Genomic DNA, 24,900 nt, shown 5'->3' with positions numbered 1-24,900 from the left:
ACCCCCTCAGCCTGTATAGGTTCATCCTTCATTGTTCTCATTTGTTCGTCTCCGTCCTGCTTCCTTAACTCAAATCCCTTTGTAACAATTGTCTACGAGTCAACTTGAAGCTGATCGTAAGACTGGCTGCAGCGATGAGCAGTATCCCCCACATCATCGGCGATAATAAACCATAATCCGCACTTTGCTGAAGTGTAATTTTAATCAAATTCTGGTCGAACATCGCAGCTAGCAATGATACGAGCAGAGTGAATAGCATCAGAGCCATGGTTTGAACAAAATATCGCTTGCCGCTGCAATTAAATTCCCAGTAGAAGTAGATCGAGTTAATGAACAGCCCGTACCCAATCCACATGATTGTGAACGCCAGGACCCCCGATAGTCCAAATTGCTCTCCTCGAAGAGCTGCTACATAGATCAAGCTGAAGAATGCAATTCCGTTAATTACAAAAGTGATTGCATTTGAATGATACGATTCAAGAGAAGGGCATCCACAGGAACAGGAATCCGTCTCATATAAGCAAGCATCTGTGTATATGAGTCCTCCTGTAAATAACGAAAGGACCTTCTTGAGAATAAAAAGCCTAAGAATGGGACGAATATAAGGAAGAAGTTATCTCCCATTAACGTATAGCCTTTATCCTTCAGTGCTTCATGCATGGAGGCGCCGCACATAATTGCCGCATACGCTGTGAACAACAGAGTCCAGATCCATTGAAGCCAATCTCGCCCCATTTCCTGCCTCGTCATCCACCAAGCTTGCTTCCTTACTTTCGAACTCATGCTGTATATCCTCCTCACCATTCCAGGTGTGATTACTGTATATATATTTATACACACTATACAAACTAAGCTCATACCAAGTCAACCTCTTTTTGTAAAAAAAAGAATGTACCCGCCTTTAAGCGTTACATTCTTTGTGTTTGTATATGGAAAAGTAGTCAACCTCTTGAGTATCCCAGGCAGTAGATATACAGCAACCGATTCATTCGCTGTAATGCTCAGGCTTCCGGCCACTTCGTGCTTCTCTCTGGATATCTCCTTCGCCTTCTCATAGATGACAAGCAGCTCAATGGCATACTGGTAAAATCGTTCACCCGGCTCAGTCAGGATCGTCTTCTTGCCAAGACGGTCAAACAGACGCAAGCTCAAATCCTGCTCCAAGGACTGAATATGCATCGTAACGGTGGATTGCGCATAGCTAAGCGCTTCTGCCGCTTTGGAGAAGCCTCCGTGCTTCACTACAGCACAAAATGTTTTGACATGCTTGATATCCATAGCGGTGCTCCTTTTATATCATCCTTTGCGAACAACCTTATCGGATCTTCTGATGATCATTATACCATCTGCTGTATTACAATGAATGAATTCAAGATGTGAGGAGGACCATTAATCCATGAAAAAAACAGAGTACCATGTGGCAATCGTCGGCGCTACCGGAGCTGTCGGAACTAAAATTAAGGAACTGCTTGAACAAGATACACATTTTGCAATCGGTCAATTGAAGCTGCTCTCCTCTCGGAGATCTGCAGGCACACTCATCTCGTTTCGAGATGAACAAATCCCGTGTGAAGAGCTGACAGCGTCCAGCTTTGAAGATGTAGATATCGCCTTTTTCAGCGCTGGCGGTGAGGTGTCAAGGCAATTCGTGCCTATTGCGGTGAGAAGCGGCGCGATCGTTATAGATAATACAAGTGAATTCCGTATGCATAAGGAAGTGCCGTTAGTGGTTCCTGAGGTCAATCCACATGTGCTGCAGACCCACCAAGGCATCGTATCCGTACCGAACTGCTCTGCCCTGCAAATGGTCACTGCTCTTACACCTATACACCACACTTACGGTCTCGAACGTATTATCGTCTCCACCTATCAGGCCGTATCGGGTTCAGGTGTCGGGGCTATAACCGAGCTGCTGTCCCAAGCGCAAGCCTCTCTTCAGGGAGAACCTGCTCAAGCTAACCTGCTGCCTGCCAAAAAAGATAAAAAGCATTATCCGATAGCATTCAACGTTCTGCCCCAGGTCGATGTATTCACAGACAATGACTATAGCTTCGAAGAGCAGAAGATGATGGATGAAACAAAAAAAATCATGGAGCTGCCCTTCTTAAAAATGGCTGCAACCTGTGTTCGCGTTCCTGTCGTCACTGGCCATTCCGAATCTGTATACATTGAGCTGGCAGCTCCTGCGTCCGTGAGTGAAATTCGTGAGCTGCTGTCCCGATCACCTGGTGTTGTCGTACAGGATAACCCTTCAGAGCAGTTATACCCCACGCCGCTGCAGGCAGCAGGAAGCCCTGATGTATTCGTCGGACGAATCCGCAAGGACCCGGATATTCCTAATGGATTCCATCTATGGATCGTTTCTGATAACCTGCTCAAAGGCGCTGCGTGGAATTCACTCCAAATCGCCCACAGCCTGATGGAACAGGATCTTATTTAATTTCAATGTCTTTACCTATAGAAAAAGGCCCGCCAACAATATGAACATGTTGTTGGCGGGCCTTTTTAAAACAAGTTTATATTCTCTTCAATAATTTAACCTGATAAATGCTATATGCTACGAATATTTAATCATGTGAATCATCCTAAGCACCTATAATGACTTCCCATACAGGCTTGGTATGACCGCCCGGATACATCACATAGAGAAGCGTATAGACAACAACCCCGGTAATGGCTGTAAAAAACCATACCATTGAGGTCACTCTCCCGAGCTTCCGATGCTTCGCATATTTCTCCTTGAAGCCCCAGACCAGGGTCGTAATCCCGAATACAGCAGCCACTGTTGCCAAAATAATATGAAAAATCAAAAATACATGGTAGAACAGCTTCAAATCATCTGGTCCACCCCACGAGGTATTACCAACAATAAAGGTACGGGAAGAATAGATGATAAAAAACAGGATCGCTGCCCAAGCTCCGGCAATCATCATTTTCTTATGTGCCTCTCGTTTACCCTTTACGATGAGATACCAGCCAATCCCTACCAGCACCGCACTGATCACAATAAAGGCGGTGCTTAGTGTTGGCAGTATGAAATCCAAGTCCATGTCTCTTCCCCCTCGAGTCTTCACCTGCTTGTAGTCGTTCCTTGAATGCCTTCGTGAATCGATCGCCCTTATAGACACCTTTATGCTTCAGTTCTGCCTGATACTTGTAAGGGAATATTCTCGTCATCCTCCTGACTTTCCTTCCGATACCACTGAAAGAACACGTATGCCAGCATCACGCCGAATATCAGCTCCTGGATCATCTTCATCACAATGCCGCCGACCTGCTGATCCTGCTGTGCGGTTGACAGGAAATTGAAGAACGAAGGGCCTCCGAGACCCTGCAGGCGAAGCTGCGTTTCTGGTGATACACAGTATCCCATCGCTGCTACCCAAGCATTAGGATTGCTATAGGTCTCATAGATAGATTCTGAGGCGAAAATAATCAGTCCGCAGGCTGGCGTAAGCAGCACCATGTTGAGGAAGATATATCCGATCTTGTGTAAACCTGATCCCCTGTCCCGCTCCGGTATCGGATGCACTAGCGATCCCCACATCAGCATGGCAGTAATGAACAAGACGATGTAATACAGCCGGTGCACGGTGAAATTGAGCATGACGTAATCATGAATGACCGGAATGTGATAGAAGGAGAATAGTCCATTAAACAGCAGTGCCGCTACGATCGGATGGGCAAGAAATGAAAACCACCGAACAGGACGATAATCCAGCGCTTTACGCCAGACCCATGCCGGGATTCCTCTCATAATGAGAGGTGGTGCCGCAATATAGGATAAGGCCATGCTAAGCATATGGAAGGTAAACATCGTATGGCCAAACAAGCTGATCGGACCGCCCTGTGCCATATACAAGATGAGCATCCCGCATAGAAACATCACTTTTTGCCGTGTCGTTGCCTTCTCACTTCCTCTTGCCTTCTCGGCAACCGGACCAATCACAACAAAATAAAGTGCAGTCATCATAATCATAAAAGCCAAAAACAGCGGGCTCCACAGATCATTAAAGCTGAAATATTGTAGACCGAGCATGACTCTCCTCCTCCTGCCTTACTCCGCGTAGAAGAATGGTAATGATTGGCTTTACGAAAATTCGAAAAGGCGGCGAAAGATTCGCCGCCTTCTTGCCTCACTTACCACCACATCCACAATAAGGCGGTAATAATGGCCGTAAAGGCCACGAAGAATCCGAATGCCATAAAGATGAGCGGGATCAGATGCCCTTTGTCCTTCATATGCATCCAATATGCCATCTGAATAATGACCTGAAGCACAGCCATGACCAGCAAAATAATAATCGTAAACGTATTATTCACACCGCCGGCAGCCACTGCAGCAAATGCAATTAGCGTAAGCGCAATCGAGAATATAAAGGCAACAATATGCTTCTCCGGTCCCTCCGGACGATGGCGATGCTTAACACCTTCCGCGCCCGAGCTTGATTGACCATTACCCGCCATGGATTAAACCACCTTCCCAAGCAGATATACGACCGTAAAGATGAAGACCCAGACCACGTCGATAAAGTGCCAGTAGATCGCCGACACATAAATCTTCGGTGCGGTTACGACCGTTAATCCTTTTTTGTACAGCTGTCCAATGAGAAGTCCGATCCAGCCTAGACCGAAGGCAACGTGAGCCCCGTGAAAGCCGACCAGCGTGTAGAACGCCGAACTGAATGCGCTCGTTGTCATACCAAATTCTTTATGAACAACATATTCGTAGAACTCATAGATTTCGATACCTAGAAAGACGAGTCCAAGCAGAATGGTAACGCCGAGCCAGCTAATGAGCGCTTTGACGTTATGCTTATGCATCGCCTGAATCGCAAATACGCTCGTCAAGCTGCTCACCAGCAGAGTGAAGGTTGCCGCTGCAACCAAGGGAAGATGAAACAGATCATTTGCTGTTGGCCCATCCAGTGTCTGGTTGCGAAGCGCCAGGAAGGTCGCGAATAGCGTACCGAACAGAACTGCTTCTCCACCCATGAATAGCCAGAAGCCAAGAATCTTGTTGCGGCCCTCCAGCGTTGCTTTTTCCGGTTCATGAGGCAGCTGACCATTTACAGCTTCTGCGTGTGGGTTTGTCATGCTTTTGCCCCCTTATCTTCCAGTTCCTCAGGCTCAATATGCCATCCATGGTCGTCATAGAGTGAGCGAACGATCATACAACCGAAAGTAATCCCCAGACCAATAATGACGACAATATAGTTATTGAACATAAAATTCATAAATGCATTGCCGAAGTCATCATTCGTAAACATCAGACCGAGACCCGCGATGAATATCCCTACGGACATTAGAAACGGTAATATGGTCGCCGAAGGCATATGGATCGGTCCGACCGGCTCAGCCGGAGTCATCTCTGAATGGCCAGCCATCTTCTCTTTCCAGTAAGCATCAATTCCACGTACGAGCGGAGTCTGTTTAAAGTTGTATTCTGGCGGAGGAGAAGGAATCGTCCATTCCAGTGTACGTCCATCCTCCCAAGGATCGTTGCCAGCATCAGCAGGCTTCAGTGAAGTCTTAACGATATTCACCAGGAACAAAATGACACCTACACCCATCATGAGTGCACCAACCGTACTGATCAGGTTCAGCATGTCAAAGCCCTGATTCGGTGCATAGGTTGCAACCCGCCGCTGCATCCCCATCAGACCGAGGAAGTGCTGAACGAAGAACGTAAGATGGAAGCCGATAATGAAGATCCAGAACGTAATCTTGCCCAGTCCCTCTGCGAGCACACGCCCGAACATCTTCGGCCACCAGTAGTGCAGACCGGAGAACAGTCCAAGGACAAGGCCACCTACAATGACGTAATGAAAGTGCGCGACGACAAAATATGTATCATGGAACTGAAAGTCTGCCGGTGCAGAGGCGAGCATGACGCCGGTTACCCCGCCCATGACAAAGGTAGGAACAAAGCCGATCGCGTACAGATTCGCAGACGTGAACCGGATTTGTCCGCCCCACATTGTAAACAGCCAGTTAAAGATCTTGATCCCCGTAGGTACCGCAATCAGCATTGTTGAGATCGAGAACAAGGCATTCGCTACCGTACCCATCCCTGTTGTAAACATATGATGCGCCCAAACCATGAAGCCAAGGAACGCAATCAGAATTGTTGCAAATACCATGGAGCTGTAACCGAACAATCTCTTTCTGGAGAAGGTCGGAATAACTTCGGAAATGATTCCGAATGCCGGCAGAATCAGGATATATACTTCAGGGTGACCGAAGATCCAGAAAATATGCTGCCATAATACCGGGTTACCTCCACCTGCAACATCGAAGAAGTTAGCTCCGAGGATTCGGTCAAAGGTTAGTAGAACAAGACCCACCGTAATGGCTGGGAAAGCAAACAGAATAATGGCGGATGTTATAAATGTCGTCCAGGCAAACATCGGCATTCTCATAAAAGACATCCCGGGTGCACGCATCGTAATAATCGTAGCAAGGAAGTTGATGCCCCCGATCAGCGTGCCAAGACCTGCAATCTGGAGACCGATGGTGTAGAAATCGACACCGTGCGTTTTGCTGTACTCCGTGCTTGATAGCGGGACATAGGATGTCCAACCTGCGTCCGGAGCACCACCCATCAACCAGCTCAGATTAAGCAGCAATCCCCCGAACAGAAAGGTCCAGAAGCCGAGCGAGTTCAGAAAAGGAAACGCAACGTCCCTTGCCCCGATCTGCAGCGGTAGCACCGCATTCATCAGTGCGAATATGATCGGCATAACGCCGAGGAAGATCATTGTCGTTCCATGCATTGTAATCATTTCATTAAATGTCTGGGTAGTCATTAATTCATTGTAAGGAATAATTAATTGAAGACGAATCAGAATAGCTTCAATTCCACCGATCCCGAAGAACAAGCCTCCTGCCGCCAAGTAAAGAATCGCGATTTTTTTGTGGTCAACGGTCGTCAGCCAATCCATAATTCCCGTATACCGTTTAACCGTATGAGCGTGAGCCAAGTTCAAGTACCTCCTTCTCAATCCGCACTGTTCGTTTCATAATCCAGCTTGTAATCGGCCAAATACTCGGCTATAGCATCGACCTCTTCCGTGGTCAGTCCAAGTTCTGCCGGAGACGGCATCTCATTGCCCGGTTTGACAGCCTGCGGATCATGAAGCCATTCTTTGAGGTTCTCCTCTACAGGTGCACCCTCCTGACCTTCACGTTCATTCAGAAGCATGCTCGCGATGGATTCCCTGCCGCCGATCCCAGTAAGGTTCGGACCTAGAGGACCGCCTTGATCGCCCACAGCATGGCAGCTCAGGCAAGCAGACTTGAATTTCTCAGCAAGCTGCTCATCTTCAGGCAGAACAGCCGGCGCCTGCATCGCAGTCACCCAATTATCAAATTCTTCTTGGCTGACAGCCTTAACCTTGAATTCCATATATGCATGGGATGGTCCGCACAGCTCAGCACACTTCCCGCGGTAAACGCCTTCATTCGGTGCAGAGAAATGGAATTTGTTCAAGGTTCCGTCGAAGTTCGTGTCAATCTTGCCCGCCAGGGACGGTACCCAGAAGGAGTGAATTACATCATTACTTTCAAGTACAAATGAAATCGTCTTATCGGTTGGAATGATGAGGTCTTGTGCGGTCGTCACACCGAGATCAGGATAGCTGAATTCCCACCAGTACTGGTGAGCGGTCACTTTAACCTGAAGGGCGTTTTCGTCTTTGGTGTAGTCTTTGCCTAAAGCGGAGAGCTGCTGAACGGTTGGAACAGCCAGTATAATGACAAGCACGAGAGGAATAACGGTCCATATAATCTCCAGCTTGTGATTACCTTCCACCTGTTCAGGAATTTCATTCTGTCCTGGCCTGCGCCGGAACTTGATCAATACAAAGGCCGCAATCGCAAACACCACAAGGAGTACGACGACCATGATCGTTATGGCAAGCTTCATTAGATCAAGCTGCCCTTGTGCTACGGGACCCTGCGGTCTCAATACAGACAAATCCTCACGGCCGCAAGCGGACAATAACAATGAGAATGCTGCCAGCAATGGGAGGATTCTTTTTCCGTGCCGCCACCTTTTCATCACCTATCTACCCCACTTTTCCCAATTTCGCTGATTACCATCTGGTTCCAAAAAGCGAGTATTCTACCTGCTCTAGTACCTTTGTTGTAATCCTGTAAATTAATACAATCACTTATTAAATATAAGTCGACCCCCTGTTTTTGTCAATCTTTAGACACATGTTCACAAATTGTTCAAAAAGTCTCAAAAACCGCGCCATTATTATGTTTGTTAACGATTTCACGACTGAATAACAGAGCAATAATTCATTGTTTTCTTCCAAATTACGGATAATACGGGAGCTTTCGAGCAAGTTCCGCGGTTTGCTGATTTATGTAGTATAGTGCAAATAAATTGCTGGCAACTCTAGCAATCTATTTATAGAATGCATCTCTCTTTTTTGCTATCTCAGCACATGAAATGCCATCTCATTTCTAATTTCATCCATCATTTACCACAAAAGAAAACCCGATCCTATGCAGAAGCGGGTTACAAAGTAGCCAGAAGCACTTTCAAAAAAATTTACATGATTACTAGTCAGAACCAGCTTTTATTTCAACTCAAACGGTTAGCAGGAGAGGGCCATCCTTTGTAATGGCTACCGTATGCTCATACTGGGCTCCGATGCTGCCATCCGCAGAACGGATCGTCCAGCCGTCATCTTCCCAGTAGACGGCACCCGTCGGCCCCATGGTTAGAACAGGCTCTACCGTGATAACCATCCCCTCTTCAAGCCGGATGCCTTGACCGGGCTTGCCATAAGGGAAAATGTCCGGCTGCTCATGCATGATGCGGCCAATGCCATGTCCAACCAGCGGCTTGACGATCCCGTAGCGCCACGGCTTCACGCATTTTTCAATTGCGTAACCGATGTCACCTACCGTCTTCCCCGGCAGCGCTTGCGCAATCCCCTGATGCATTGCCTTTTCCGTCCGTTTCATAAATCTCGCGGTCTTGGCATCGGTCTTTCCAACCGCATAAGTCCATGCAGAATCGGCCAGCCAGCCATCCTTGTTGACCACCATATCAATGGTTACTACATCTCCATTGACTAGAGCTGTATCGGAAGGGAAGCCGTGACATACAATTTCATTCACTGATGCGCATATCGCATAGGGATAGCCTTTATACCCCTTCTGTTCCGGAGTTGCACCCTGTTCGGCAAGGAAGTCCTCAACAAAGTTATCGATCGCTTCGGTTGTTATTCCTGGCGTAAGCATGGATTCAATCCTTCGGTGACAAGCCTTCAGGATCCTCCCTGCCTCCCGCATGTACCCGATTTCCTCTTTTGTCTTCAGGATCACAGACATCTCAGGTCAGCCCCTTCCCGTAGTGGCGCTAACTCTATGTATATGCATGCTCACGCGCAAAAAAAACCGCCTCTCCTGCATTCCATTCACAGGCGGGCGGTTCTATTCAAATAAGAACAGTATATTCAGATGCTTGATTACAGTAGTGACGCAAAATTGAAGAATCAGGAGACTGAGGAATTCAGTCTTGTCAGTTCACGCTCGACGACGAGTGTAAGCTCCTCTTCGTACCCTCCTGTTATCCGGTATTTTTTCACATACTCCTTCACGAATTTTTTAGGATCCTTCGGCCTGAAAATCCGAGTCATTTCTCGTAAACTTTCTTTGACCTCATTATGACCTTTTGTTGCCATGATAACTCCCTCCCAAAACGTTCAAAAGTAAATGCTCCGTTTAGAGAATCCGTAGAAAAAAAAGATCTAAGTGATACCATGAAGAAGTGTGTGCAGCTGTAATTAGCTTCAGGCCGGGAATCCCTGACTTAAACAGGTACCTGACATTATAAATACCCGAAATGATTCTTTTTGAACCACACTTCTATTGTATCATATTCAAAGCTTGCGTACAGCTTTCCAGAAATATCAATTTTGTAAAATACAAATCAAATGCTGAATACCATTTTCTATATATAATGTATCGGCAAATGCTTGCTCCGGATTCAGTCCTATGATGTGAATACCAATCATTTACATACCTTTATTATGCCGTGAACACGGATAGTTATGCGCCGAAACGGAGAACCTATCCTACTGAAGTGAGAGCTTAAAGCCGCTTGTATAAGCTGCTGCACTCCCTAAGATCCATTGATTTCATGTAATAAAATAAGTTCAAGGAGGCTCCACATATGAGCAGCAAGGATAAGGACATGCTCCCGATTACGCGGGAAAAGGTTGAGGTAGATGGTGTATATACCAATGAGCGGGGGCTGACGGAGCATCTGCACAGAGGACAGCATTTTCCGCCGGACCCGATTCATGGAGCCACGGAATGGGAGCTGACGGAGTTTGCGTTTGAGAATCATCATGAAGGCAGAACAGACGAGCGCCTCGTTCCCAAAGAGGATGATGAGAATAAAAAAGGCAAAATAACAAGCCCGCGGCGTCAATTTCAGGGCGGGAGCTGACAGAGTTAGAGAACACATATCACTGTTCCTTCATGGAAGAGTGATATTTTTTTATTTAGATGGTTGTTCAACTCCACGCCTCTCTCTCATATGATGCTTAAAGAGAGATGGACAAAGGAGGAGGATACTTGATGTCCCCATTCAAATCATCGACCGGTCTTGATGAGAACATTGCAGGTGCACTGTGCTACTTCTTCGGTTTTATCGGAGCCATATTGCTGCTTGCGCTTGAGAAGCGGAGCCGTTTCGTTATGTTTCATGCACTTCAATCCCTGTTTGCCTTCGGAGCTATTGTCGTCGGTCATGTACTCAGCGGCTTGATCCCTTTGCTTGGCCCCCTGCTTGCTTCGCTGCTGTCACTGCTTGGTGTGGCGATATGGGTGATTATGCTGGCGGCAACTCTGCAAGGGAAATGGCTCAAGCTTCCTCTAGTAGGCGATCTTGCAGAGAAGCAGATGCGCAAGCTGTAATCCCCCTTATAAGCAGAGCAACTGGTGCTTATACTTTGCCGCCTGCCTGCCCCCAGCAGCTTCATAACACACAAAAAACCGCTGATGATCCTAAGCAGGATAACCAGCGGCTATATTTATGATAGAAGATTAGACCGATTCCGTTGTCGTGTCCGGCTCAGCCTTTTTCTGCGGTTTGGGACCCAATCCATTAAAGATCAGGTTCAGCAATATCGCAGTAAAGCTGCCGACCACAATTCCGTTATTCAGCAAAATACCGATCTCGGAAGGAAGCTGTGAGAACAGGTTTGGTACAACCGTGACGCCGAGACCCATCCCTACGGACACCGCAATAATAAGCAGGTTCTCGTAACGGTTAAAGTCTACCTGATCAGCCAGCATCCGGATACCAGAGGAGACGACCATCCCAAACAGGGCTACAGTAGCGCCGCCAAGCACGGCAGGAGGAATCATCTGAGCTGTTGCTGCAATCTTGGGAACGAATCCGATCAGAATGAGCAGCAGACCGGCCACAGCAATAACGTCCCGTGTCTTCACGCGGCTCATTTGCAGCAAACCTACGTTCTGGGAGTATGTTGTATACGGGAAGGAGTTAAAGATCCCCCCAACCACAATGGCAAGCCCTTCTGCTCTGTATCCTCTGGACAGGTCCTTAGAATCAATTTCTTTGTTCAAAATTTTACCCAGAGCCATAAATACCCCTGTCGACTCTGCGATACTGACAATCGCAACCAGAATCATCGTCAGAATAGCAGACAGGTTAAAGGTAGGCGTCCCAAAATGGAACGGTTCAGGTGCACGGAACCAGCTTGCTTCAAGCATAGGAGATAAGTCCACTTTACCGAAGAACAGCCCGGCAACCAGAGTCCCGGCCACCAGACCGAGCAGGATCGAAATCGACTGGATAAACCCCTTTGTTAAACGGTTTAAGATAATGATGAATAACAATACACCGAAGCCCAGCAGAAGGTTCACAGGATCACCGAAATCCGCCGCTCCATTACCGCCGCCAAGATCGTTTAGCGCAACCGGAATGAGCGTAAGACCAATAATCGTAACGACCGAGCCTGTAACGACCGGCGGGAAGAAACGAATCAGCTTCCCGAACAAGCCGCCAAAGATCATGACGAACAGACCAGAGGCGATAATCGCACCATAAATGGCGCTCACACCATATTGATTACCGATCAGAATCATTGGAGAAACGGCCTGGAAGGCGCAGCCAAGCATTACCGGAAGACCGATACCAAAATATTTGCCGCCCCATACTTGCAGCAGTGTGGCCAGACCACAGGCCAGCAGGTCAATCGCGATCAGATACGTGATTTGATCCGGCGGCAGATTCAGACCACTTGGTCCACCGACAATCAGCGGAACGATGACAGCTCCCGCATACATGGCCAAGACGTGCTGAATGCCAAGTGAAAATGTTTTTAAAGGGTGACGATTACGGTTAAATATACGTTCACGTGACATTAGATTCCATCCTCTTCATCTGCAAATGTAACTTGTCCATTCTCAAGTGATGCAATTCGCACCAGTGATTCAACACGGTAGCCTTTCTCTTGAAGCAGACGGCCGCCCGGCTGAAACGCTTTTTCTATTACGATACCAATACCGACAACCTCAGCACCTGCCTGCTCAACAATCCGCGCAAGACCAAACGCCGCTTCCCCATTCGCAAGGAAATCATCAATAATAAGCACGCGGTCGCCCGGCTTCATAAACTTCTTAGCCACTGTAATTTCGTTAGACTCCTGCTTGGTGAAGGAATAAACCTTCTCTACAAAAATATCGTCACGCAGGGTCAAAGACTTCTGTTTGCGGGCAAAGATCAGTGGTGCCTCCAGCTCAAGTGCAGTCATGATGCCTGGCGCAATCCCGGAGGATTCGATGGTAAGCACCCGATTAATGTCCTCTCCCTCAAACCGTCTGACAAACTCGCGGCCGACTTCCTTCATTAGAATCGGGTCCATCTGATGGTTCAGGAATGAATCCACCTTCAGTACCTGATCTGACAACACAATTCCTTCGTTTATCACTTTTTCCTTTAGCAGCTTCAAGTGGTATCTCTCCTCCTGTACGGATATTTCTTAAATTTGAGCCTGATCCGGCAAAATGCAAATAACCCATTCCAAATCAACCGCCGAAAAAAACACGGATGGATTAGAACAGGTACTGGTTAGAATAAAGATGCAGTAAAGAATTTCGAGCTCACATGCAGCAGTATAGCAGAGGCCTTCAAATTTTGTTGCATTCTTCATATTCCTCCCGTAGTCCAATCATTCCGGTGATCGGGTAGAGACATGCCGGCCCATTCCAGCACATATACGAGTTAATTGTAAATTTTACGACATGAGCAAAGGAGCAAATCACATTATTCCATACTCCCTCGCCTATGTTAGAACAATGTTAGAAGTATAACGAATTAATGTTGCAAAATAAAGTGTTATTTTCAAGAAACTTTTCCAAAGATCTTTTCAAAGGGCCAAGCCTAATGTTTAAATGGAGGGGAAGGTTCTTGCTCTGACGGTATATAGAGCACAGGTTAGGAGAGTTGATATGAAGAAAATATTAAATGAATTCAAGGAGTTTGCCGTTCGCGGCAACGTCATTGATCTGGCCGTCGGGGTCATTATCGGAGGAGCATTTGGCAAAATCGTAACCTCGTTCGTTAATGACATTCTCATGCCGCCAATCGGACTTCTGATGGGGAACAAGAGCTTCGAGCAATTGTTCATTCCGCTGGAGCGAGGAGTACTGACCTCAGAAGGCAGCAAGTACACGACACTCGCCATGGCTGAGGCAGACGCCATCCCAGTGCTGAAGTATGGACAATTTATCAATGTCGTACTGGACTTTCTGATCGTGGCATTCTGTATCTTCCTGTTCATCAAAGGGATTAATCGGCTGAAGCGCAAAAAAGAGGAGCCCGCACAGCCGGAGCCGACAACGAAGGCCTGTCCTTACTGTCTCTCGGACATCCCGCTTGCCGCTACGCGCTGTGCTCACTGCACCTCTGTGCTGGAAGTGGAGAGATCTTCCTAGAGAAGATTCTCCAGAATTCTGCGCAGGTTCGCATCTTCCCTGTAGACTTCTTGACCTGTATCAAGCTCGGTCACACGAAGTCTGATGTAATCTGCGCCAGGATTCACTGGCTTGAAGGTCAGGTCGTCGGGATTCTCGGTAACCACTTCATAACCCAAGCGTTTGAACATCGGGATAAGCTGCTCTGGACCGGGAGGCGTATTATTATCCATGAGCAGAAGCCCTCTTAACGGTTTAGGCTCATCATTTTTGTAGATCACTTGAAATTTTACAATGCATTCCATGGTTCTCATACTCCCTTCTCTATCTCATCAATCATACATAAGCAACAGTATGTACTTATAGCGCTCTACCCATATTGTAATTATATTCCCCTGAAAAAGATGTAATGATGCTGACATAAGATCATCGCATTGTATGTTATATCACATCTCTGGAGGTCAACCGACATGAGTGAAGAGCAGTTTGATATATACGATCCATCTGGTGCACACATCGGTACAGCACCGCGTTCTGAGGTTCACCGCGAAGGCCACTGGCATAAATCCTTTCACTGCTGGCTGGTGCGGGACACCCCTCAAGGTAGAAGGGTTCTGTTCCAGAAGCGGACGAGCAGCAAGGATACCTTTCCCTCCTGTTATGACATCACGGCTGCAGGCCATCTCACAGCTGGAGAAACCATTCGGGAGGCGGCCAGAGAGCTTGAAGAAGAGCTTGGCCTTCGTACCGATTTTGATCAGCTTACCCCTCTGTTTGAAATAACCGAAGAAATGAGAGGCGAAATATCAGGTGTCTCCTTCATCGATCGTGAGATCAGCCATGTATTCGGCTATCTTAGTTCATGGGAGCTGACAGAATACAAGCTGCAAGCCAGTGAGGTTGCGGGATTATATGAAGCAGATCTTACGCAGATGCTTCATATGTTCCTCGGCGGTCCAAGCGACATGACAGCAACCGGCATCCTCTATCATGAAGAAGACGGCCATTACGCCAAGGTTACAGAGACAATTTGTCCTGCGCAATTTGTTGCCCGCCCTTATTCCTATTACGTTTCTGCCTTCCAAAAGTTACAACAGCTATAGATGCGGAGACATAAAAAAAGGTTCTCTGCCGCGATGCTGCACCAAGGCAAACCATCTGCGGGCAGAGAACCTGTAACCTACATACAGTACAGTGTTACCTCTCTACAACATATTTGTTCATCATATGCTCGAAGCGCCGGCCATAACGTCTCACCAGCTCCTCTCCCATATCTTCCTCTAATTCGTACAAAATCAATTCCTGCGCAAAATACTCCAGCAGCAGCTTGACCATCAACGGATGCTCCGTGACGAGAGCCTGTGTAATGCATTCTTCCCCTCGAAGTCCCAGCATGCACCATTGCCGGTCAATGACAAAAGAAAACTTCCGTCCGCATAACTCGGCCGAGGGCTCAAAGGGATCCCATGGGAGCATGGAATACTGCTCCCCCGAATCGGCATCGTAAGACCAGAGCAGCCTAACCCCCCGTTCCTCTGCAGCTCTCAGCTCCTCATGGAACAGAGCCGCCTCCTCTGGACACATATCAATGACGATCTCCTTCTCTGCCTGAGCAACCCGGACCAATAAAGTGTCCAGCACCTGGCGGTCTCCCTCCATGTTATAGAAGCCTGGAGATCCCGGATGATGTCTTGGCATGGATCTCTCAACAAAATGAAGCGACTGTCTCACATTGTCCGAAATCTTGCTGGTCAGCTCTTCCGGTGTAAGCATGCTGTATCTCGCCGGCTCCCCCTTGCTGCAATGAAGATAGCCTTCTGCATTCAAGCGCTGGAGCATCGCATATATATTCGAGCGTGAAGCGCCAAGACGCTTAGCTACCTCATACCCTGATGAAGCCCCCTGGCGGGACAGATCAACCATAATTTTGGATTCCATCTCTGTAAAGCCCAGATTCTTAAGGTGCGCAAGCAGCTGCTCCATCGTCACTGTCCTCCCATGCTGTTAAGGAACCTATGCGTACCTTGTAGTTAGATCTGCTCTGCACCACAATGCGGACACCATTTCGATCCTTTTGGCAGCTCGGAGGCGCAAATTTGACATTTGACACTATCTCTCGGCACCTCTGTTTTGACAGGTGCTTCCACGTGCTCATTGTTCTCTTTCCAGTAACGGATTCGCTCGTCCAGCTCCTGCTGTCTCTCTCGCTCCCGCTGCAGTTCCTCTTGACGTCTGCGTTCCCACTCCGCGTCAAACTCTTCCTTCTCTTCCGGGAGGAAATCCTTCAGATCGTAGTCCTCTTCATCCGGTGGCAGCACATCATCATCCAGCAACAGATCAGGGAAGAGCTCCTCCTTCTCCTCTTCCGCTACAACCTCTTCCGCTGCTGCAGCTTCCGGTTTGGCCGGACTCGTATAAGTCTCCGTATTCGCAGGCGTTAACGGACGACCGCATTTCGGACAGAAATTCGCATCCAGATCAGATACATGTCCACATACACAGACCCGCTCATTCTTAAGTACTGCGATCTTCTCACGAAGCTCATTGATCTCTTCCTGCAGCTCGTCACATGCTTCTGACAGCTCCATCATTTTCTGTTCAGCGATCGACATGTCCTGAGCACGGTAACCCTCATAGAAGATACGGCCCATTTCTGTATAATTCACCGACATTTCGTGTTTGATATTCGCAATTTGTGAGTTTAGTTTGTTGATTTCCACGGCATGCTGTGCCTTCTCCGTTGCACGGCCTGCCCCGTCTTTAATTCGCTGTAAAAAATTCATCTCAGGTTCTTCCTCCTCTTTCCCATGACAAGCTGAAAGTTAATTCACTTAACAGCTAAGCCTTCACTCATTACTTAGCCAAGACCCAAAAAGATAAAACCTGAATCAATTTCATAACTCGTTAGCCTTGATTGAAGCGGCTAAACGATATGAAAATGATTCACCTGCCGTTAAATTATACCGGATGCTTCGCAGAACTCTGTTCATTTAGGTATAATAGAGAGCGGTTTGTTTATACTTATTTGCTTCCATTTTGTGATGGTTCAGGCATGATTATAATCGTGCTATGATGCTCCCTAGCACTGCTGCAGTAGCTAAGGTGACTCTATCATACCAAATTTACAGCCCTCTTGTGAAAAGGGCAATGATTTACTTTGAAATTAGATGAGGTGTACGGTTTTTATGTATAGTGTGAACCCCATTTTTCATCTGCGTCCGCTAGGTGTTACCGGAAATTCAAGATTACCGCGAGCCAAGCCTGCTCCGGATCAGACAAGTATTGAGCTTGTGTCTGACAGGGAGAAGGATGCTTACTTCTTCAGGTCGCTTGAGCAGGCAGGTATCCTGCTGAATGCTCCACAGATCAAGGCTGTACGACACGGCAAGGGGCCGCTCCTGACACTTGCTGGCGCAGGCTGCGGCAAGACAACGGTGCTGACTTCCCGGACAGGCTATCTTATTCAGGTCGCTAATGTCCCGGCCGGTAGTATACTGCTCGTCACGTTTACGAGCAAGGCAGCCGGCGAGATGAAATCAAGAATTGCGGCCATTCCCGGTATTCGTCCGGCAGCTGCCCGTGCGGTCCAAGCACGGACATTTCATTCCTTTGCGCTGATGCTGCTGCGTCACTATGGCATGACCGAAGATATTTTTGGCGATACCAAAGCCCAGCATACGATCATTAAGATGATTCAGCGCAAGCACGGACTTAGTGATGCCTTTCAGCCTGAGAGCCTGCTCTCCTCCCTATCCGCCTGGAAAATGGAGGGCAAAACCGCGGATGAGCTGCCGGACGCAAGCCGTGAGGAGCGGGAGACAAAGCAAATACTGCTCGGCTATGAAGCATGGAAGAAGGAACGTCACAAAATGGATTTTGACGACATCCTGCTTCATGCGAACCGGCTGCTGTCTGACCCTCACATCCTTCGTCCGCTTCAGCAGCGCTTTCAATATATTATGGTGGATGAATTTCAGGATACGAACGGATTACAGTACGAAATTGTACGCAAGCTGGCCGCAGCGCATCGGAATTTGATGGTCGTAGGAGATGATGACCAGACGATCTACACCTTCAACGGGGCTAAACAGGAGGTCATACTGGAATTCGACAAGCTGTACCCCGGCGCATCGGTCATTACGCTCGACATTAATTATCGCTCTGACGCCCACATCCTGGGGCTGGGTACCGAGATCATTAAGCATAATAAGAAACGCAGATATAAACGGCTTGTTTCTGCCGGCAAGCAAGGCTCGCAGCCCTTGTATGCAACTCCTTCCGGTGTAGAAGAGGAAGCCTCCTGGATCGTAGGTCATCTGCAGGAGCAGATTGAGAACGGACAGCATTCTTATAAGGATATCGCCATTCTGCATCGAACCGCGAGCAGCAGCCGCGCGATTTTTGAACAGCTTGTACTGAAGGATGTTCCGTTCATACAGCACGGTGCAGGACCGGTGTTCTACGATCAGAGCCTGGTCAAGCCGCTGATGGATCATCTCAGGTTGTCTCTCAATCCGCGGAATTTTGAGGCTATACCGAGCACACTGGGTCCTCTCTACATTTCCAGGGACGCGGGTCTGCTCTATCTAGATCAGCAGGAGAAGCAGCAGCCGAAGAAGTATCCATTGATCCATTTTACCCGTTGGGAACAGCTGAAGCCGTTTCAGCAGGAGGCCGTGAAGGAACGGATCAAGCTGATTAAGATGCTGAAGTCTATGACGCCGCTTGCCGCCATTCAGGAGATGAGAAGACAATTCTACGATTCCTATATGGAAAGTGGAGATCCAAGCATCTATACCCATTATCGTGAGACGATTCTTGAAACACTCGATGAGCTTGAAGCAGCAGTTAAGCGTTTTGAAACGGTGGAGAGCTTTGTGGCTTTTGCAGATGAGCTTACAAGACGGCACAAGGAAATGGAAAGCCTTCAGGCAGCAAGCGACAGCGACGCCGTACAGCTCATGACGATTCATCGGGCCAAAGGGCTTGAGTTCCCTATCGTCTACTTAATTGGAGCAAGTGAAGGGATCCTGCCGCACAGCTCTGCGCTCACGAAGGAAGCACCCGAGGATCGAAAGGCAGCTCTGAATACAGGTGCTTCCAGCACGGAGGTCGAGGAGGCTCTGCTTGAAGAGGAGCGCAGACTCGCCTATGTTGCGGTCACAAGAGCCAAGAAGCAGCTGTATATCACATCACCAGCAAGTCAGCACGGCAAGCCGGCCCCGGTGTCCAGATTTCTGCTGGAGGCGTTCGGCATTAAAGATTCGCAGGAACAGCGAGGGCCTGTGAGCGAGCGCAAAGCCTATACAAAGGACCATTCCCGATCCAAGGAGAAGGAGCACAGCCGCTCTGATCGATCTTCACATCAGCGGATGGAAACGGTGCCTGTATGGTCCTGCACTTCCAGCTCCTGTCCCGCCTGGATTAGACAGCATCCCGCTCAAGGTACGAGTAAGCCGTCTAACAAACCACCGTCCTGTCCTCTGTGCAAGTCGGCGATGGAGAAATCAATGCGCGAGGTCCCTGCCATACCCAAGCATTATAGATGAATGATTCATTCATGGAGAAAACCGTGTAAGAACTCATAAGCACTGCGTTACACGAATTTATGGAATAAATTAAATTTGAGTATGCCGTAGGCAGCTTAAGAGGAGGTGCTCCAATGGGAAAACAATCCTATTATGTATCCATCACTCAAAAGTTGATTCATCAAGATTCCTCTGAATCGAGTGATTATGAAGTACACTTAGATGAAGAACAGCTAAGTATACTTCAGGATATGCTCAAGGCCATGGATCAAGAGGACAGATATACGTTGCAGCGGACCCCTGTGCCTTACAAATCAGCGGATCACGATGATGCAAACGATGAGTTTACAGGTCAATTAAAAGAGCTGTATCAGTTCATCTACGACGCAGGAACCGATGACACCCGCGCAGAGATCCGTAAAGAACGGATCTTGGACAAGCTCGAACATACCGACTATGACAATAAAGGCTATGAGAATTCACCGATGAACAAGTAAAACAAGTAAAGTCTATAAGGAATGAGGCACATAATGAAGGCTTCATCTTACGAAAAGACCAAATTCGCATCAACGAATTTGGTCTTTTCGTATTTAAGCAAAAATAACCTGACATGAACCCTTCAACAGTTCTATTCAACGTTTTTTCGTAATATTTAAAAGTAACCGCTTCAAGCTAACACCAAATTATGCAGATCGGTCTCGGCAGTGATCACAGCAGCGTTTCTCGTCAAATATGTTTACATCATATTGACAAGGATGTGAGATGATCATGTTTTCATTTCTGCGAACGTGTGGTTTATTAAGCCTCGTATTGGTACTCTTCTTAATTCATGTCCCCCCTTCTTCTGTTACAGCCACAGCCCGAATTACGATTGACTCGCATCAGGATGGACAGACGATTTCCCCAGGCTTGACCCCGTTCTATGGTACGTATACCGATGTGTACGAAGTGGAGCTGATTGTGAATGGTGAGATGGTAACCGATGTGCAGATGGATGATCCAGACGGTAACGACAGCGGAGATTGGTCTTATTCCCTCGATACTTCACAGTGGGATGGCCCCATTGAGGTTGTCTTGAAGTCGAAGGATACCGGAACCCGATATGGGATATGGTCCTCCTTCATGTCACTTGTCGTGGATAACCCTGCAGCACACATCCCTGAGGTTCTTATTACAGGTCCAGCCGAACGCACTATGCTAAAAGCTAAGGAGCGGGTCAATATTGCGGTTAACAGCAAGAACTCCATTACAGCAGTTGAGCTCCGCATTGATGGCAAGGAGTGGATTCCGCTTAAATCCAGCCGTGACGGATACACCTATACCTGGAACACACGAAAGGAAGCGAAGAAGATTCACAGTCTGGAAGCAAGAGCGACCGATGCGAACAGGAATACAGGCTACAGCCCGACGATATACGCAGACACGAGGAAGATTTCAAGTGCCGGGGAGTTAAACGATGCGGTGAATGATATGGAGAATGATATGGGGATTGAAATAGATCCTGAAACAGCAGATGACATCTCATTACAGTTGGACGTCGAATCCATGGATTCAGTTGATTCCGTCGTAGACAGTGTCTATGAATCGGACTCGGTGACAGACAGTGTCTATGAACCAGACTCTTCCACAGAGGAATTGCTGGCTGAGCCTTCTCCACTCCCTGATCAGGATCGGGCGATATGGATATGGGAGACCGCTTCCTATCATCTCGTAAGGAATCCGAATTCCTGGCCTGTCTTGTCCTCGCTTGCATCTGATACAACGACCTTTAATCAGCGCCCCATCACGACACTGTACTTAGGTGTTGACCAATATGATGGAGCCTCTATGCTGGAGAATTATCGCAGTGAAGTCCGGCAGTTTATTACATGGGCTCATGGAGCAGGATTTCGGGTGGAAGCTCTGATTGCCGGTGGAACCAAGCCGCCTTATTTTGGAGCCTACACAAGATACCGTACACAGGCGGTGCGGGAGTTTGAAAAAGTGCTGAATTACAATATTGCTTCTGATTCCGAAGCGCAGTTTGATGGCATCAATCTCGATACAGAGCCTTACATCCTGCCTGATTTCAAGACAGCCAAACCGTCTGTCCAGGTCCAGTATCTTGATATGCTCGCCGCACTTATGGAGCGCAAGGCCGCTTCCGGACTCACCTTCCCTGTCGGAGCAGCGATCCCAAGATGGTACGATACATCGGCGGATGCCAGCAACATTCCTTGGAATGGAGCAACCAAATGGATGTCGGAACACATTCAGGATACAGCAGATTATATCTCGATCATGAATTATCGTGATCAGGCGGAAGGAAGCGCCGGCATCATCAATCATGCACTTGGGGAGGCTGCTTATGCGAATGCAATCGGCAAGCCGAAATCGGTCATTATCGGAGTGGAAACCAAAGACATTGCCGATGGTGGGGACCCGGAGACGATCAGCTTCCATGAAGAAGGAAGAACCTATATGGAACAGGAGCTGGCCAAGGTCTACACTGCCTTTGCGAATGATCCTGCCTTCGGCGGTGTTGCGCTGCACCACTATTCCTCACTGACTGATTTCCCTAGCGAGTGGGGACCTGATGGATATAAATGGGCACCTCCTGCCGACAGCGAGCCGCCAACCGCTCCAGCCGGACAGCTGCAGGCTGCAACCTTTGACCATCAGCGAATCGACCTCACTTACGGGATGGCACAGGATAATACCGCCATCAACGATTATCGGATTTACCGCAGTACAGATCCCGTATTTAATATCGGGTCCGATACGTATGCAGGAACAGCCAAAGGATTGTCATTCAAAGACAAAGGGCTGCTGCCAGATACGACCTACTACTATCAAGTGACAGCTGTCGATATTCAGGGCAATGAAGGTCCGCCGAGCAGCATGGGTTCTGCAACCACTGGCTCTTCCAGCCTAAAGCCTATGGTCATCAGCGATATGAGCATCGAATTCACCGGAGGCAAGGCTGCCGTCTCCTTCAGCGTCATCGACCGTAATACCGGAGAACCGGTGCCTGCCAAGGTCAGCGGCAGATTCACACGCATGGCAGGCAAGTATGTTACCGCCGCTACGGATGCGAACGGACTTTTTCAAGCGGTGTCTGAGAGCATGACCGCCGCTGACGGCGAGATCAGCTTCGAGCCCCGCCGTATTATGTCATCCGGATATTACTGGGCAGGCGCGTACGATGAAATGCCTTATCTAAGTGTCACATGGGGACCGTGAATCAGATCAAATAAGAAGAAGTCGGAGCCCGCTATGTGAACAGCCATTTCAGCGCTTCAGGAAAGTGCTTGGCAAAAAACATAGCATCATGGGTTCCGCCTTCTTCGACCGTGAACTTTAGCCGATCCTCGGGAAAGCCCTTGTCAATCAGTGCTCTGTAGGCTTCATGTGTATTCTCTACCATATTTCGCTGGATACTTTCTTTATATACACCTTCCAGGCTTCCTACAGACATATACAGCTTCTGATCAGAAGAGGGCACTTCTGTATCTTGAATAAAGGCCAGCATCCCCTCGTACCACATCGAGGCAGATATGGCCCCGATTCTTCCGAATAGATTCGGGCGCTGGTATGCCGCATAAATCGAGATCATCCCGCCCAGAGAAGCGCCTATCATTGCTGTATTCTCTGGACCGGGAAGAGTACGGTAGGTCTGATCTATATATGGCTTCAGCACGTCCGCTATGTAAGATATATAATCCTTCCCCCTGCCGCCAAAATCCGCTGACTTTCCATTTAACGACGGAGCAGGCCATGGGGTATAGTCCTCATTGCGATTATTAGGTACGATGCCCACAAATAGGATCTCGGGCAGCTCCTCGATCCGAAGCTTGTGTTCAAGCAGATTCAAGCAATCCCGTACCATTGTCATTCCATCCTGCAAGTAAACAACAGGAAAACGTGTATAGCTATAACGATAGGATGGAGGCAGATATATGTGCACGTCCCTCCCTCCTATTTTTTCTTGCTTAAAGGCTTCTCTCATCTGTCTCTATTCTCCTCGCTATCTTGGAACAGGGTGTTATGAATTTCATTTATCCCCTAATTGTATTAACATGCGGAAGCAACATCCATGGACTATGTACGGAAGAATGCAGGAATGGGAGCTAAGCACCAATATAGGACAGATTGCAACATTCATTACATTGACTTCGTCTAATAACTTGTCAACAGCTGAATCCATTGCGCCGCTTCATGGTAATCAACCTCCGAAGCTATTGCGTTGTTCTTACGGCTGAATTGACACTTACATCAAGACGAAGGAGAGATCAAGATCTTATGAACAAGAAAATGAAAACCGGCGCAGCAGCACTCGCACTGACCGCAGCCCTGAGCAGCGGATATGTGTACGCTAACGGTAACGCCGACGCCCCCGTACCTGTCTCCAGCACAGCGGCGAGCAAGGTGAGTATTACAGTCAACGGCCAAGCCATTGACGCAGGATTTATGCTGCCTGATGGCGAGCATCCAATGATTCCTGTGCGTTCCCTTGCAGAGGCGCTTGGAATGGAGCTCACATGGGTGAAGGATAGCAAAACAGCGGAACTAACAAAAGGCAATGTATGGACTGCCATACCGACAGGTAAAGATCAATATAATGTGAATCGCATGTACGTGGAGCTTGGGCAAGCACCTGTCATTGTAGAGGGTACACAATACGTTCCGCTAAACTTTGCAAGTGAAGTACTGCATGCCAATGTGAAGACGGAAGGAGCCTCAGTAACGATTACGACGGAAGAAGTACAGGAATTTGCCACATCGGTTGGTGTTGTTACTTATGCTGATGATTCCAGAGTCCACATCAACGGAGTCGGCCCGGAGAGCTTAATCCTGAATGCAATGGAAGACACGGAATACCTTCTAGCAGATGGTACCAGCCTGGACATCACCGATCTAAAAGTCGGGGATCAAGTGGAAGCACAGCATTCCATCGTAATGGCACTCAGCATGCCGCCTCAATCTGCTGTGTACAAGATCACAGTCACAGATCAGGCTGAAGAGAACCTTCACAGCGTTGAAGGGACCATCGGTGATATTCGTGTAACAGATAACGGTGACCGCAGCCTCCTCATCCAGAGCGGAATGCTTGCAGCAAACCCTCAGTCTGAAATCGTACTGCAGATTAATGAGGATACTCAGGTCGTGAATACCAAAGGCGAGAAGGTTGATCCGGCATCCATTACGGACGAGGATTATGTCATTGGCTTCCACAATGGTGTTCTGACCCGCAGTCTGCCTCCAATCGGCAATGCAATCAAGATCGTTGTTGATTCGGTAGACGTCAGCCAGTCTCATGAAGAGTCTGCTGAAGAGCCGGCAGAAGCTGACACTTCAGCGGATACGGCAGAGACAATCAAGCCATTCCCAGCTGAATAATTAACAGCAGACGCAAGAAGAA

At 48.1% G+C, this 24,900-nt stretch carries 26 protein-coding genes and 1 riboswitch; of the genes, 9 read left to right on the top strand and 17 right to left on the bottom strand.

What is annotated here, in order from left to right; genetic code table 11:
* Window positions 1-64: 64 nt before the first annotated feature.
* From PUW25_RS02420 to PUW25_RS02410, 3 genes are all read right to left on the bottom strand, one after another.
* A complete protein-coding gene (locus tag PUW25_RS02420) occupies window positions 65-421 on the bottom strand; it encodes a hypothetical protein (protein WP_274338512.1) in 357 nt (118 codons plus the stop codon).
* A 23-nt stretch (window positions 422-444) separates the two neighbouring features.
* On the bottom strand, window positions 445-783 hold the full coding sequence (locus PUW25_RS02415) for a hypothetical protein (RefSeq protein ID WP_274338511.1): 339 nt from the start codon (window positions 781-783) through the stop codon (window positions 445-447).
* 81 nt (window positions 784-864) lie between these two features.
* Window positions 865-1,278 carry a LysR family transcriptional regulator gene (locus PUW25_RS02410; RefSeq protein ID WP_420799967.1) on the bottom strand — a complete coding sequence of 138 codons (414 nt, stop codon included), beginning with the start codon at window positions 1,276-1,278 and terminating at the stop codon, window positions 865-867.
* 118 nt (window positions 1,279-1,396) lie between these two features.
* On the opposite strand from PUW25_RS02410, the gene PUW25_RS02405 reads away from it, so the two are divergent.
* Complete coding sequence (locus PUW25_RS02405; protein ID WP_274337982.1) at window positions 1,397-2,440, top strand: aspartate-semialdehyde dehydrogenase; 1,044 nt, start codon at window positions 1,397-1,399, stop codon at window positions 2,438-2,440.
* A 145-nt stretch (window positions 2,441-2,585) separates the two neighbouring features.
* On the opposite strand, the gene PUW25_RS02400 is transcribed toward PUW25_RS02405, so the two are convergent.
* The 8 genes from PUW25_RS02400 to PUW25_RS02365 form a co-directional block, all read right to left on the bottom strand.
* Entirely contained in the window at window positions 2,586-3,050 is a 465-nt protein-coding gene (locus PUW25_RS02400) for a DUF420 domain-containing protein (protein ID WP_047911496.1), read from the bottom strand.
* 80 nt (window positions 3,051-3,130) lie between these two features.
* Entirely contained in the window at window positions 3,131-4,039 is a 909-nt protein-coding gene (gene ctaG / locus PUW25_RS02395) for a cytochrome c oxidase assembly factor CtaG (RefSeq protein WP_047911495.1), read from the bottom strand.
* 101 nt (window positions 4,040-4,140) lie between these two features.
* Window positions 4,141-4,467: a cytochrome C oxidase subunit IV family protein gene (locus PUW25_RS02390; protein ID WP_047911494.1), complete on the bottom strand. Its 327-nt coding sequence runs from the start codon at window positions 4,465-4,467 to the stop codon at window positions 4,141-4,143.
* Between the two features lie 3 nt (window positions 4,468-4,470).
* Complete coding sequence (locus PUW25_RS02385; RefSeq protein ID WP_047911493.1) at window positions 4,471-5,097, bottom strand: cytochrome (ubi)quinol oxidase subunit III; 627 nt, start codon at window positions 5,095-5,097, stop codon at window positions 4,471-4,473.
* Window positions 5,094-6,944, bottom strand: coding sequence for a cytochrome c oxidase subunit I (gene ctaD / locus PUW25_RS02380; RefSeq protein WP_420799975.1), 1,851 nt, complete (start codon window positions 6,942-6,944; stop codon window positions 5,094-5,096). The genes PUW25_RS02385 and ctaD overlap by 4 nt, the downstream gene beginning before the upstream one ends.
* Before the next feature lie 56 nt (window positions 6,945-7,000).
* Window positions 7,001-8,065 (bottom strand): cytochrome c oxidase subunit II, encoded by a 1,065-nt coding sequence (coxB, locus tag PUW25_RS02375; RefSeq protein WP_047911491.1) that lies wholly within the window; start codon window positions 8,063-8,065, stop codon window positions 7,001-7,003.
* A gap of 536 nt (window positions 8,066-8,601) precedes the next feature.
* Window positions 8,602-9,351 carry a type I methionyl aminopeptidase gene (gene map, locus PUW25_RS02370; protein ID WP_274337980.1) on the bottom strand — a complete coding sequence of 250 codons (750 nt, stop codon included), beginning with the start codon at window positions 9,349-9,351 and terminating at the stop codon, window positions 8,602-8,604.
* Between the two features lie 164 nt (window positions 9,352-9,515).
* The gene (locus PUW25_RS02365) at window positions 9,516-9,704 is read right to left on the bottom strand and encodes a hypothetical protein (protein ID WP_047911489.1); all 189 of its coding nucleotides are present in this window, start codon (window positions 9,702-9,704) and stop codon (window positions 9,516-9,518) included.
* 491 nt (window positions 9,705-10,195) lie between these two features.
* Here PUW25_RS02365 and PUW25_RS02360 point away from each other — a divergent pair, with 491 nt between their 5' ends.
* On the top strand, window positions 10,196-10,474 hold the full coding sequence (locus PUW25_RS02360) for a hypothetical protein (RefSeq protein WP_047911488.1): 279 nt from the start codon (window positions 10,196-10,198) through the stop codon (window positions 10,472-10,474).
* Between the two features lie 131 nt (window positions 10,475-10,605).
* Entirely contained in the window at window positions 10,606-10,944 is a 339-nt protein-coding gene (locus PUW25_RS02355; RefSeq protein WP_274337979.1) for a DUF4870 domain-containing protein, read from the top strand.
* Between the two features lie 129 nt (window positions 10,945-11,073).
* On the opposite strand, the gene PUW25_RS02350 is transcribed toward PUW25_RS02355, so the two are convergent.
* Both PUW25_RS02350 and PUW25_RS02345 read right to left on the bottom strand, forming a co-directional pair.
* A complete protein-coding gene (locus PUW25_RS02350) occupies window positions 11,074-12,420 on the bottom strand; it encodes a nucleobase:cation symporter-2 family protein (protein WP_047911486.1) in 1,347 nt (448 codons plus the stop codon).
* The gene (locus PUW25_RS02345; RefSeq protein WP_047911485.1) at window positions 12,420-13,007 is read right to left on the bottom strand and encodes a xanthine phosphoribosyltransferase; all 588 of its coding nucleotides are present in this window, start codon (window positions 13,005-13,007) and stop codon (window positions 12,420-12,422) included. The genes PUW25_RS02350 and PUW25_RS02345 overlap by 1 nt, the downstream gene beginning before the upstream one ends.
* Window positions 13,008-13,198: 191 nt before the next feature.
* A riboswitch (purine riboswitch) is annotated at window positions 13,199-13,298 on the bottom strand.
* Window positions 13,299-13,506: 208 nt separating this feature from the next.
* Here PUW25_RS02345 and mscL point away from each other — a divergent pair.
* Complete coding sequence (gene mscL / locus PUW25_RS02340; protein WP_274337978.1) at window positions 13,507-13,992, top strand: large-conductance mechanosensitive channel protein MscL; 486 nt, start codon at window positions 13,507-13,509, stop codon at window positions 13,990-13,992.
* Here the strand turns inward: mscL and PUW25_RS02335 are convergent.
* Window positions 13,989-14,276 (bottom strand): hypothetical protein, encoded by a 288-nt coding sequence (locus PUW25_RS02335; protein WP_274337977.1) that lies wholly within the window; start codon window positions 14,274-14,276, stop codon window positions 13,989-13,991. The two genes, mscL and PUW25_RS02335, sit on opposite strands and share 4 nt — an antisense overlap.
* A 165-nt stretch (window positions 14,277-14,441) precedes the next feature.
* Between PUW25_RS02335 and PUW25_RS02330 the strand changes: the two genes are divergently transcribed.
* A complete protein-coding gene (locus PUW25_RS02330) occupies window positions 14,442-15,074 on the top strand; it encodes an NUDIX hydrolase (RefSeq protein WP_274337976.1) in 633 nt (210 codons plus the stop codon).
* A 94-nt stretch (window positions 15,075-15,168) separates the two neighbouring features.
* Here PUW25_RS02330 and PUW25_RS02325 read toward each other — a convergent pair whose 3' ends face one another.
* Both PUW25_RS02325 and PUW25_RS02320 read right to left on the bottom strand, forming a co-directional pair.
* On the bottom strand, window positions 15,169-15,954 hold the full coding sequence (locus tag PUW25_RS02325; RefSeq protein ID WP_047911481.1) for a TrmB family transcriptional regulator: 786 nt from the start codon (window positions 15,952-15,954) through the stop codon (window positions 15,169-15,171).
* Between the two features lie 47 nt (window positions 15,955-16,001).
* Window positions 16,002-16,754 (bottom strand): zinc ribbon domain-containing protein, encoded by a 753-nt coding sequence (locus PUW25_RS02320; protein ID WP_047911480.1) that lies wholly within the window; start codon window positions 16,752-16,754, stop codon window positions 16,002-16,004.
* A 402-nt stretch (window positions 16,755-17,156) separates the two neighbouring features.
* On the opposite strand from PUW25_RS02320, the gene PUW25_RS02315 reads away from it, so the two are divergent.
* The 3 genes from PUW25_RS02315 to PUW25_RS02305 all read left to right on the top strand — a co-directional run bounded on the left by PUW25_RS02315 (window position 17,157) and on the right by PUW25_RS02305 (window position 22,721).
* Complete coding sequence (locus PUW25_RS02315) at window positions 17,157-19,520, top strand: UvrD-helicase domain-containing protein (protein WP_274337975.1); 2,364 nt, start codon at window positions 17,157-17,159, stop codon at window positions 19,518-19,520.
* A 113-nt stretch (window positions 19,521-19,633) separates the two neighbouring features.
* Entirely contained in the window at window positions 19,634-19,996 is a 363-nt protein-coding gene (locus PUW25_RS02310) for a hypothetical protein (RefSeq protein ID WP_274337974.1), read from the top strand.
* 271 nt (window positions 19,997-20,267) lie between these two features.
* Window positions 20,268-22,721, top strand: coding sequence for an Ig-like domain-containing protein (locus PUW25_RS02305; protein ID WP_274337973.1), 2,454 nt, complete (start codon window positions 20,268-20,270; stop codon window positions 22,719-22,721).
* A 31-nt stretch (window positions 22,722-22,752) separates the two neighbouring features.
* Here PUW25_RS02305 and PUW25_RS02300 read toward each other — a convergent pair whose 3' ends face one another.
* Entirely contained in the window at window positions 22,753-23,445 is a 693-nt protein-coding gene (locus PUW25_RS02300; protein WP_274337972.1) for an alpha/beta hydrolase, read from the bottom strand.
* Between the two features lie 335 nt (window positions 23,446-23,780).
* Between PUW25_RS02300 and PUW25_RS02295 the strand changes: the two genes are divergently transcribed.
* Complete coding sequence (locus tag PUW25_RS02295; RefSeq protein WP_274337971.1) at window positions 23,781-24,878, top strand: copper amine oxidase N-terminal domain-containing protein; 1,098 nt, start codon at window positions 23,781-23,783, stop codon at window positions 24,876-24,878.
* Window positions 24,879-24,900: the final 22 nt, after the last annotated feature.

The sequence above is a fragment of the Paenibacillus urinalis genome (genome assembly GCF_028747985.1).
Lineage (GTDB): Bacteria > Bacillota > Bacilli > Paenibacillales > Paenibacillaceae > Paenibacillus > Paenibacillus urinalis.
This window is presented reverse-complemented; position numbering and strand designations above follow the sequence as displayed.

Bases quoted from the DNA above. Each gene is read 5' to 3' on its own strand.
- PUW25_RS02360 (WP_047911488.1), top strand. From the start codon at position 10,196: ATGAGCAGCAAGGATAAGGACATGCTCCCGATTACGCGGGAAAAGGTT.
- mscL (WP_274337978.1), top strand. From the start codon at position 13,507: ATGAAGAAAATATTAAATGAATTCAAGGAGTTTGCCGTTCGCGGCAAC.
- PUW25_RS02385 (WP_047911493.1), bottom strand. From the start codon at position 5,097: ATGACAAACCCACACGCAGAAGCTGTAAATGGTCAGCTGCCTCATGAA.
- PUW25_RS02355 (WP_274337979.1), top strand. From the start codon at position 10,606: ATGTCCCCATTCAAATCATCGACCGGTCTTGATGAGAACATTGCAGGT.
- PUW25_RS02315 (WP_274337975.1), top strand. From the start codon at position 17,157: ATGTATAGTGTGAACCCCATTTTTCATCTGCGTCCGCTAGGTGTTACC.
- PUW25_RS02365 (WP_047911489.1), bottom strand. From the start codon at position 9,704: ATGGCAACAAAAGGTCATAATGAGGTCAAAGAAAGTTTACGAGAAATG.
- PUW25_RS02310 (WP_274337974.1), top strand. From the start codon at position 19,634: ATGGGAAAACAATCCTATTATGTATCCATCACTCAAAAGTTGATTCAT.
- PUW25_RS02350 (WP_047911486.1), bottom strand. From the start codon at position 12,420: ATGTCACGTGAACGTATATTTAACCGTAATCGTCACCCTTTAAAAACA.
- PUW25_RS02400 (WP_047911496.1), bottom strand. From the start codon at position 3,050: ATGGACTTGGATTTCATACTGCCAACACTAAGCACCGCCTTTATTGTG.
- ctaG (WP_047911495.1), bottom strand. From the start codon at position 4,039: ATGCTCGGTCTACAATATTTCAGCTTTAATGATCTGTGGAGCCCGCTG.
- PUW25_RS02415 (WP_274338511.1), bottom strand. From the start codon at position 783: ATGAGTTCGAAAGTAAGGAAGCAAGCTTGGTGGATGACGAGGCAGGAA.
- PUW25_RS02320 (WP_047911480.1), bottom strand. From the start codon at position 16,754: ATGAATTTTTTACAGCGAATTAAAGACGGGGCAGGCCGTGCAACGGAG.
- PUW25_RS02295 (WP_274337971.1), top strand. From the start codon at position 23,781: ATGAACAAGAAAATGAAAACCGGCGCAGCAGCACTCGCACTGACCGCA.
- PUW25_RS02325 (WP_047911481.1), bottom strand. From the start codon at position 15,954: ATGGAGCAGCTGCTTGCGCACCTTAAGAATCTGGGCTTTACAGAGATG.
- PUW25_RS02405 (WP_274337982.1), top strand. From the start codon at position 1,397: ATGAAAAAAACAGAGTACCATGTGGCAATCGTCGGCGCTACCGGAGCT.
- map (WP_274337980.1), bottom strand. From the start codon at position 9,351: ATGTCTGTGATCCTGAAGACAAAAGAGGAAATCGGGTACATGCGGGAG.
- ctaD (WP_420799975.1), bottom strand. From the start codon at position 6,944: ATGGATTGGCTGACGACCGTTGACCACAAAAAAATCGCGATTCTTTAC.
- PUW25_RS02390 (WP_047911494.1), bottom strand. From the start codon at position 4,467: ATGGCGGGTAATGGTCAATCAAGCTCGGGCGCGGAAGGTGTTAAGCAT.
- PUW25_RS02330 (WP_274337976.1), top strand. From the start codon at position 14,442: ATGAGTGAAGAGCAGTTTGATATATACGATCCATCTGGTGCACACATC.
- PUW25_RS02410 (WP_420799967.1), bottom strand. From the start codon at position 1,278: ATGGATATCAAGCATGTCAAAACATTTTGTGCTGTAGTGAAGCACGGA.
- PUW25_RS02305 (WP_274337973.1), top strand. From the start codon at position 20,268: ATGTTTTCATTTCTGCGAACGTGTGGTTTATTAAGCCTCGTATTGGTA.
- PUW25_RS02335 (WP_274337977.1), bottom strand. From the start codon at position 14,276: ATGGAATGCATTGTAAAATTTCAAGTGATCTACAAAAATGATGAGCCT.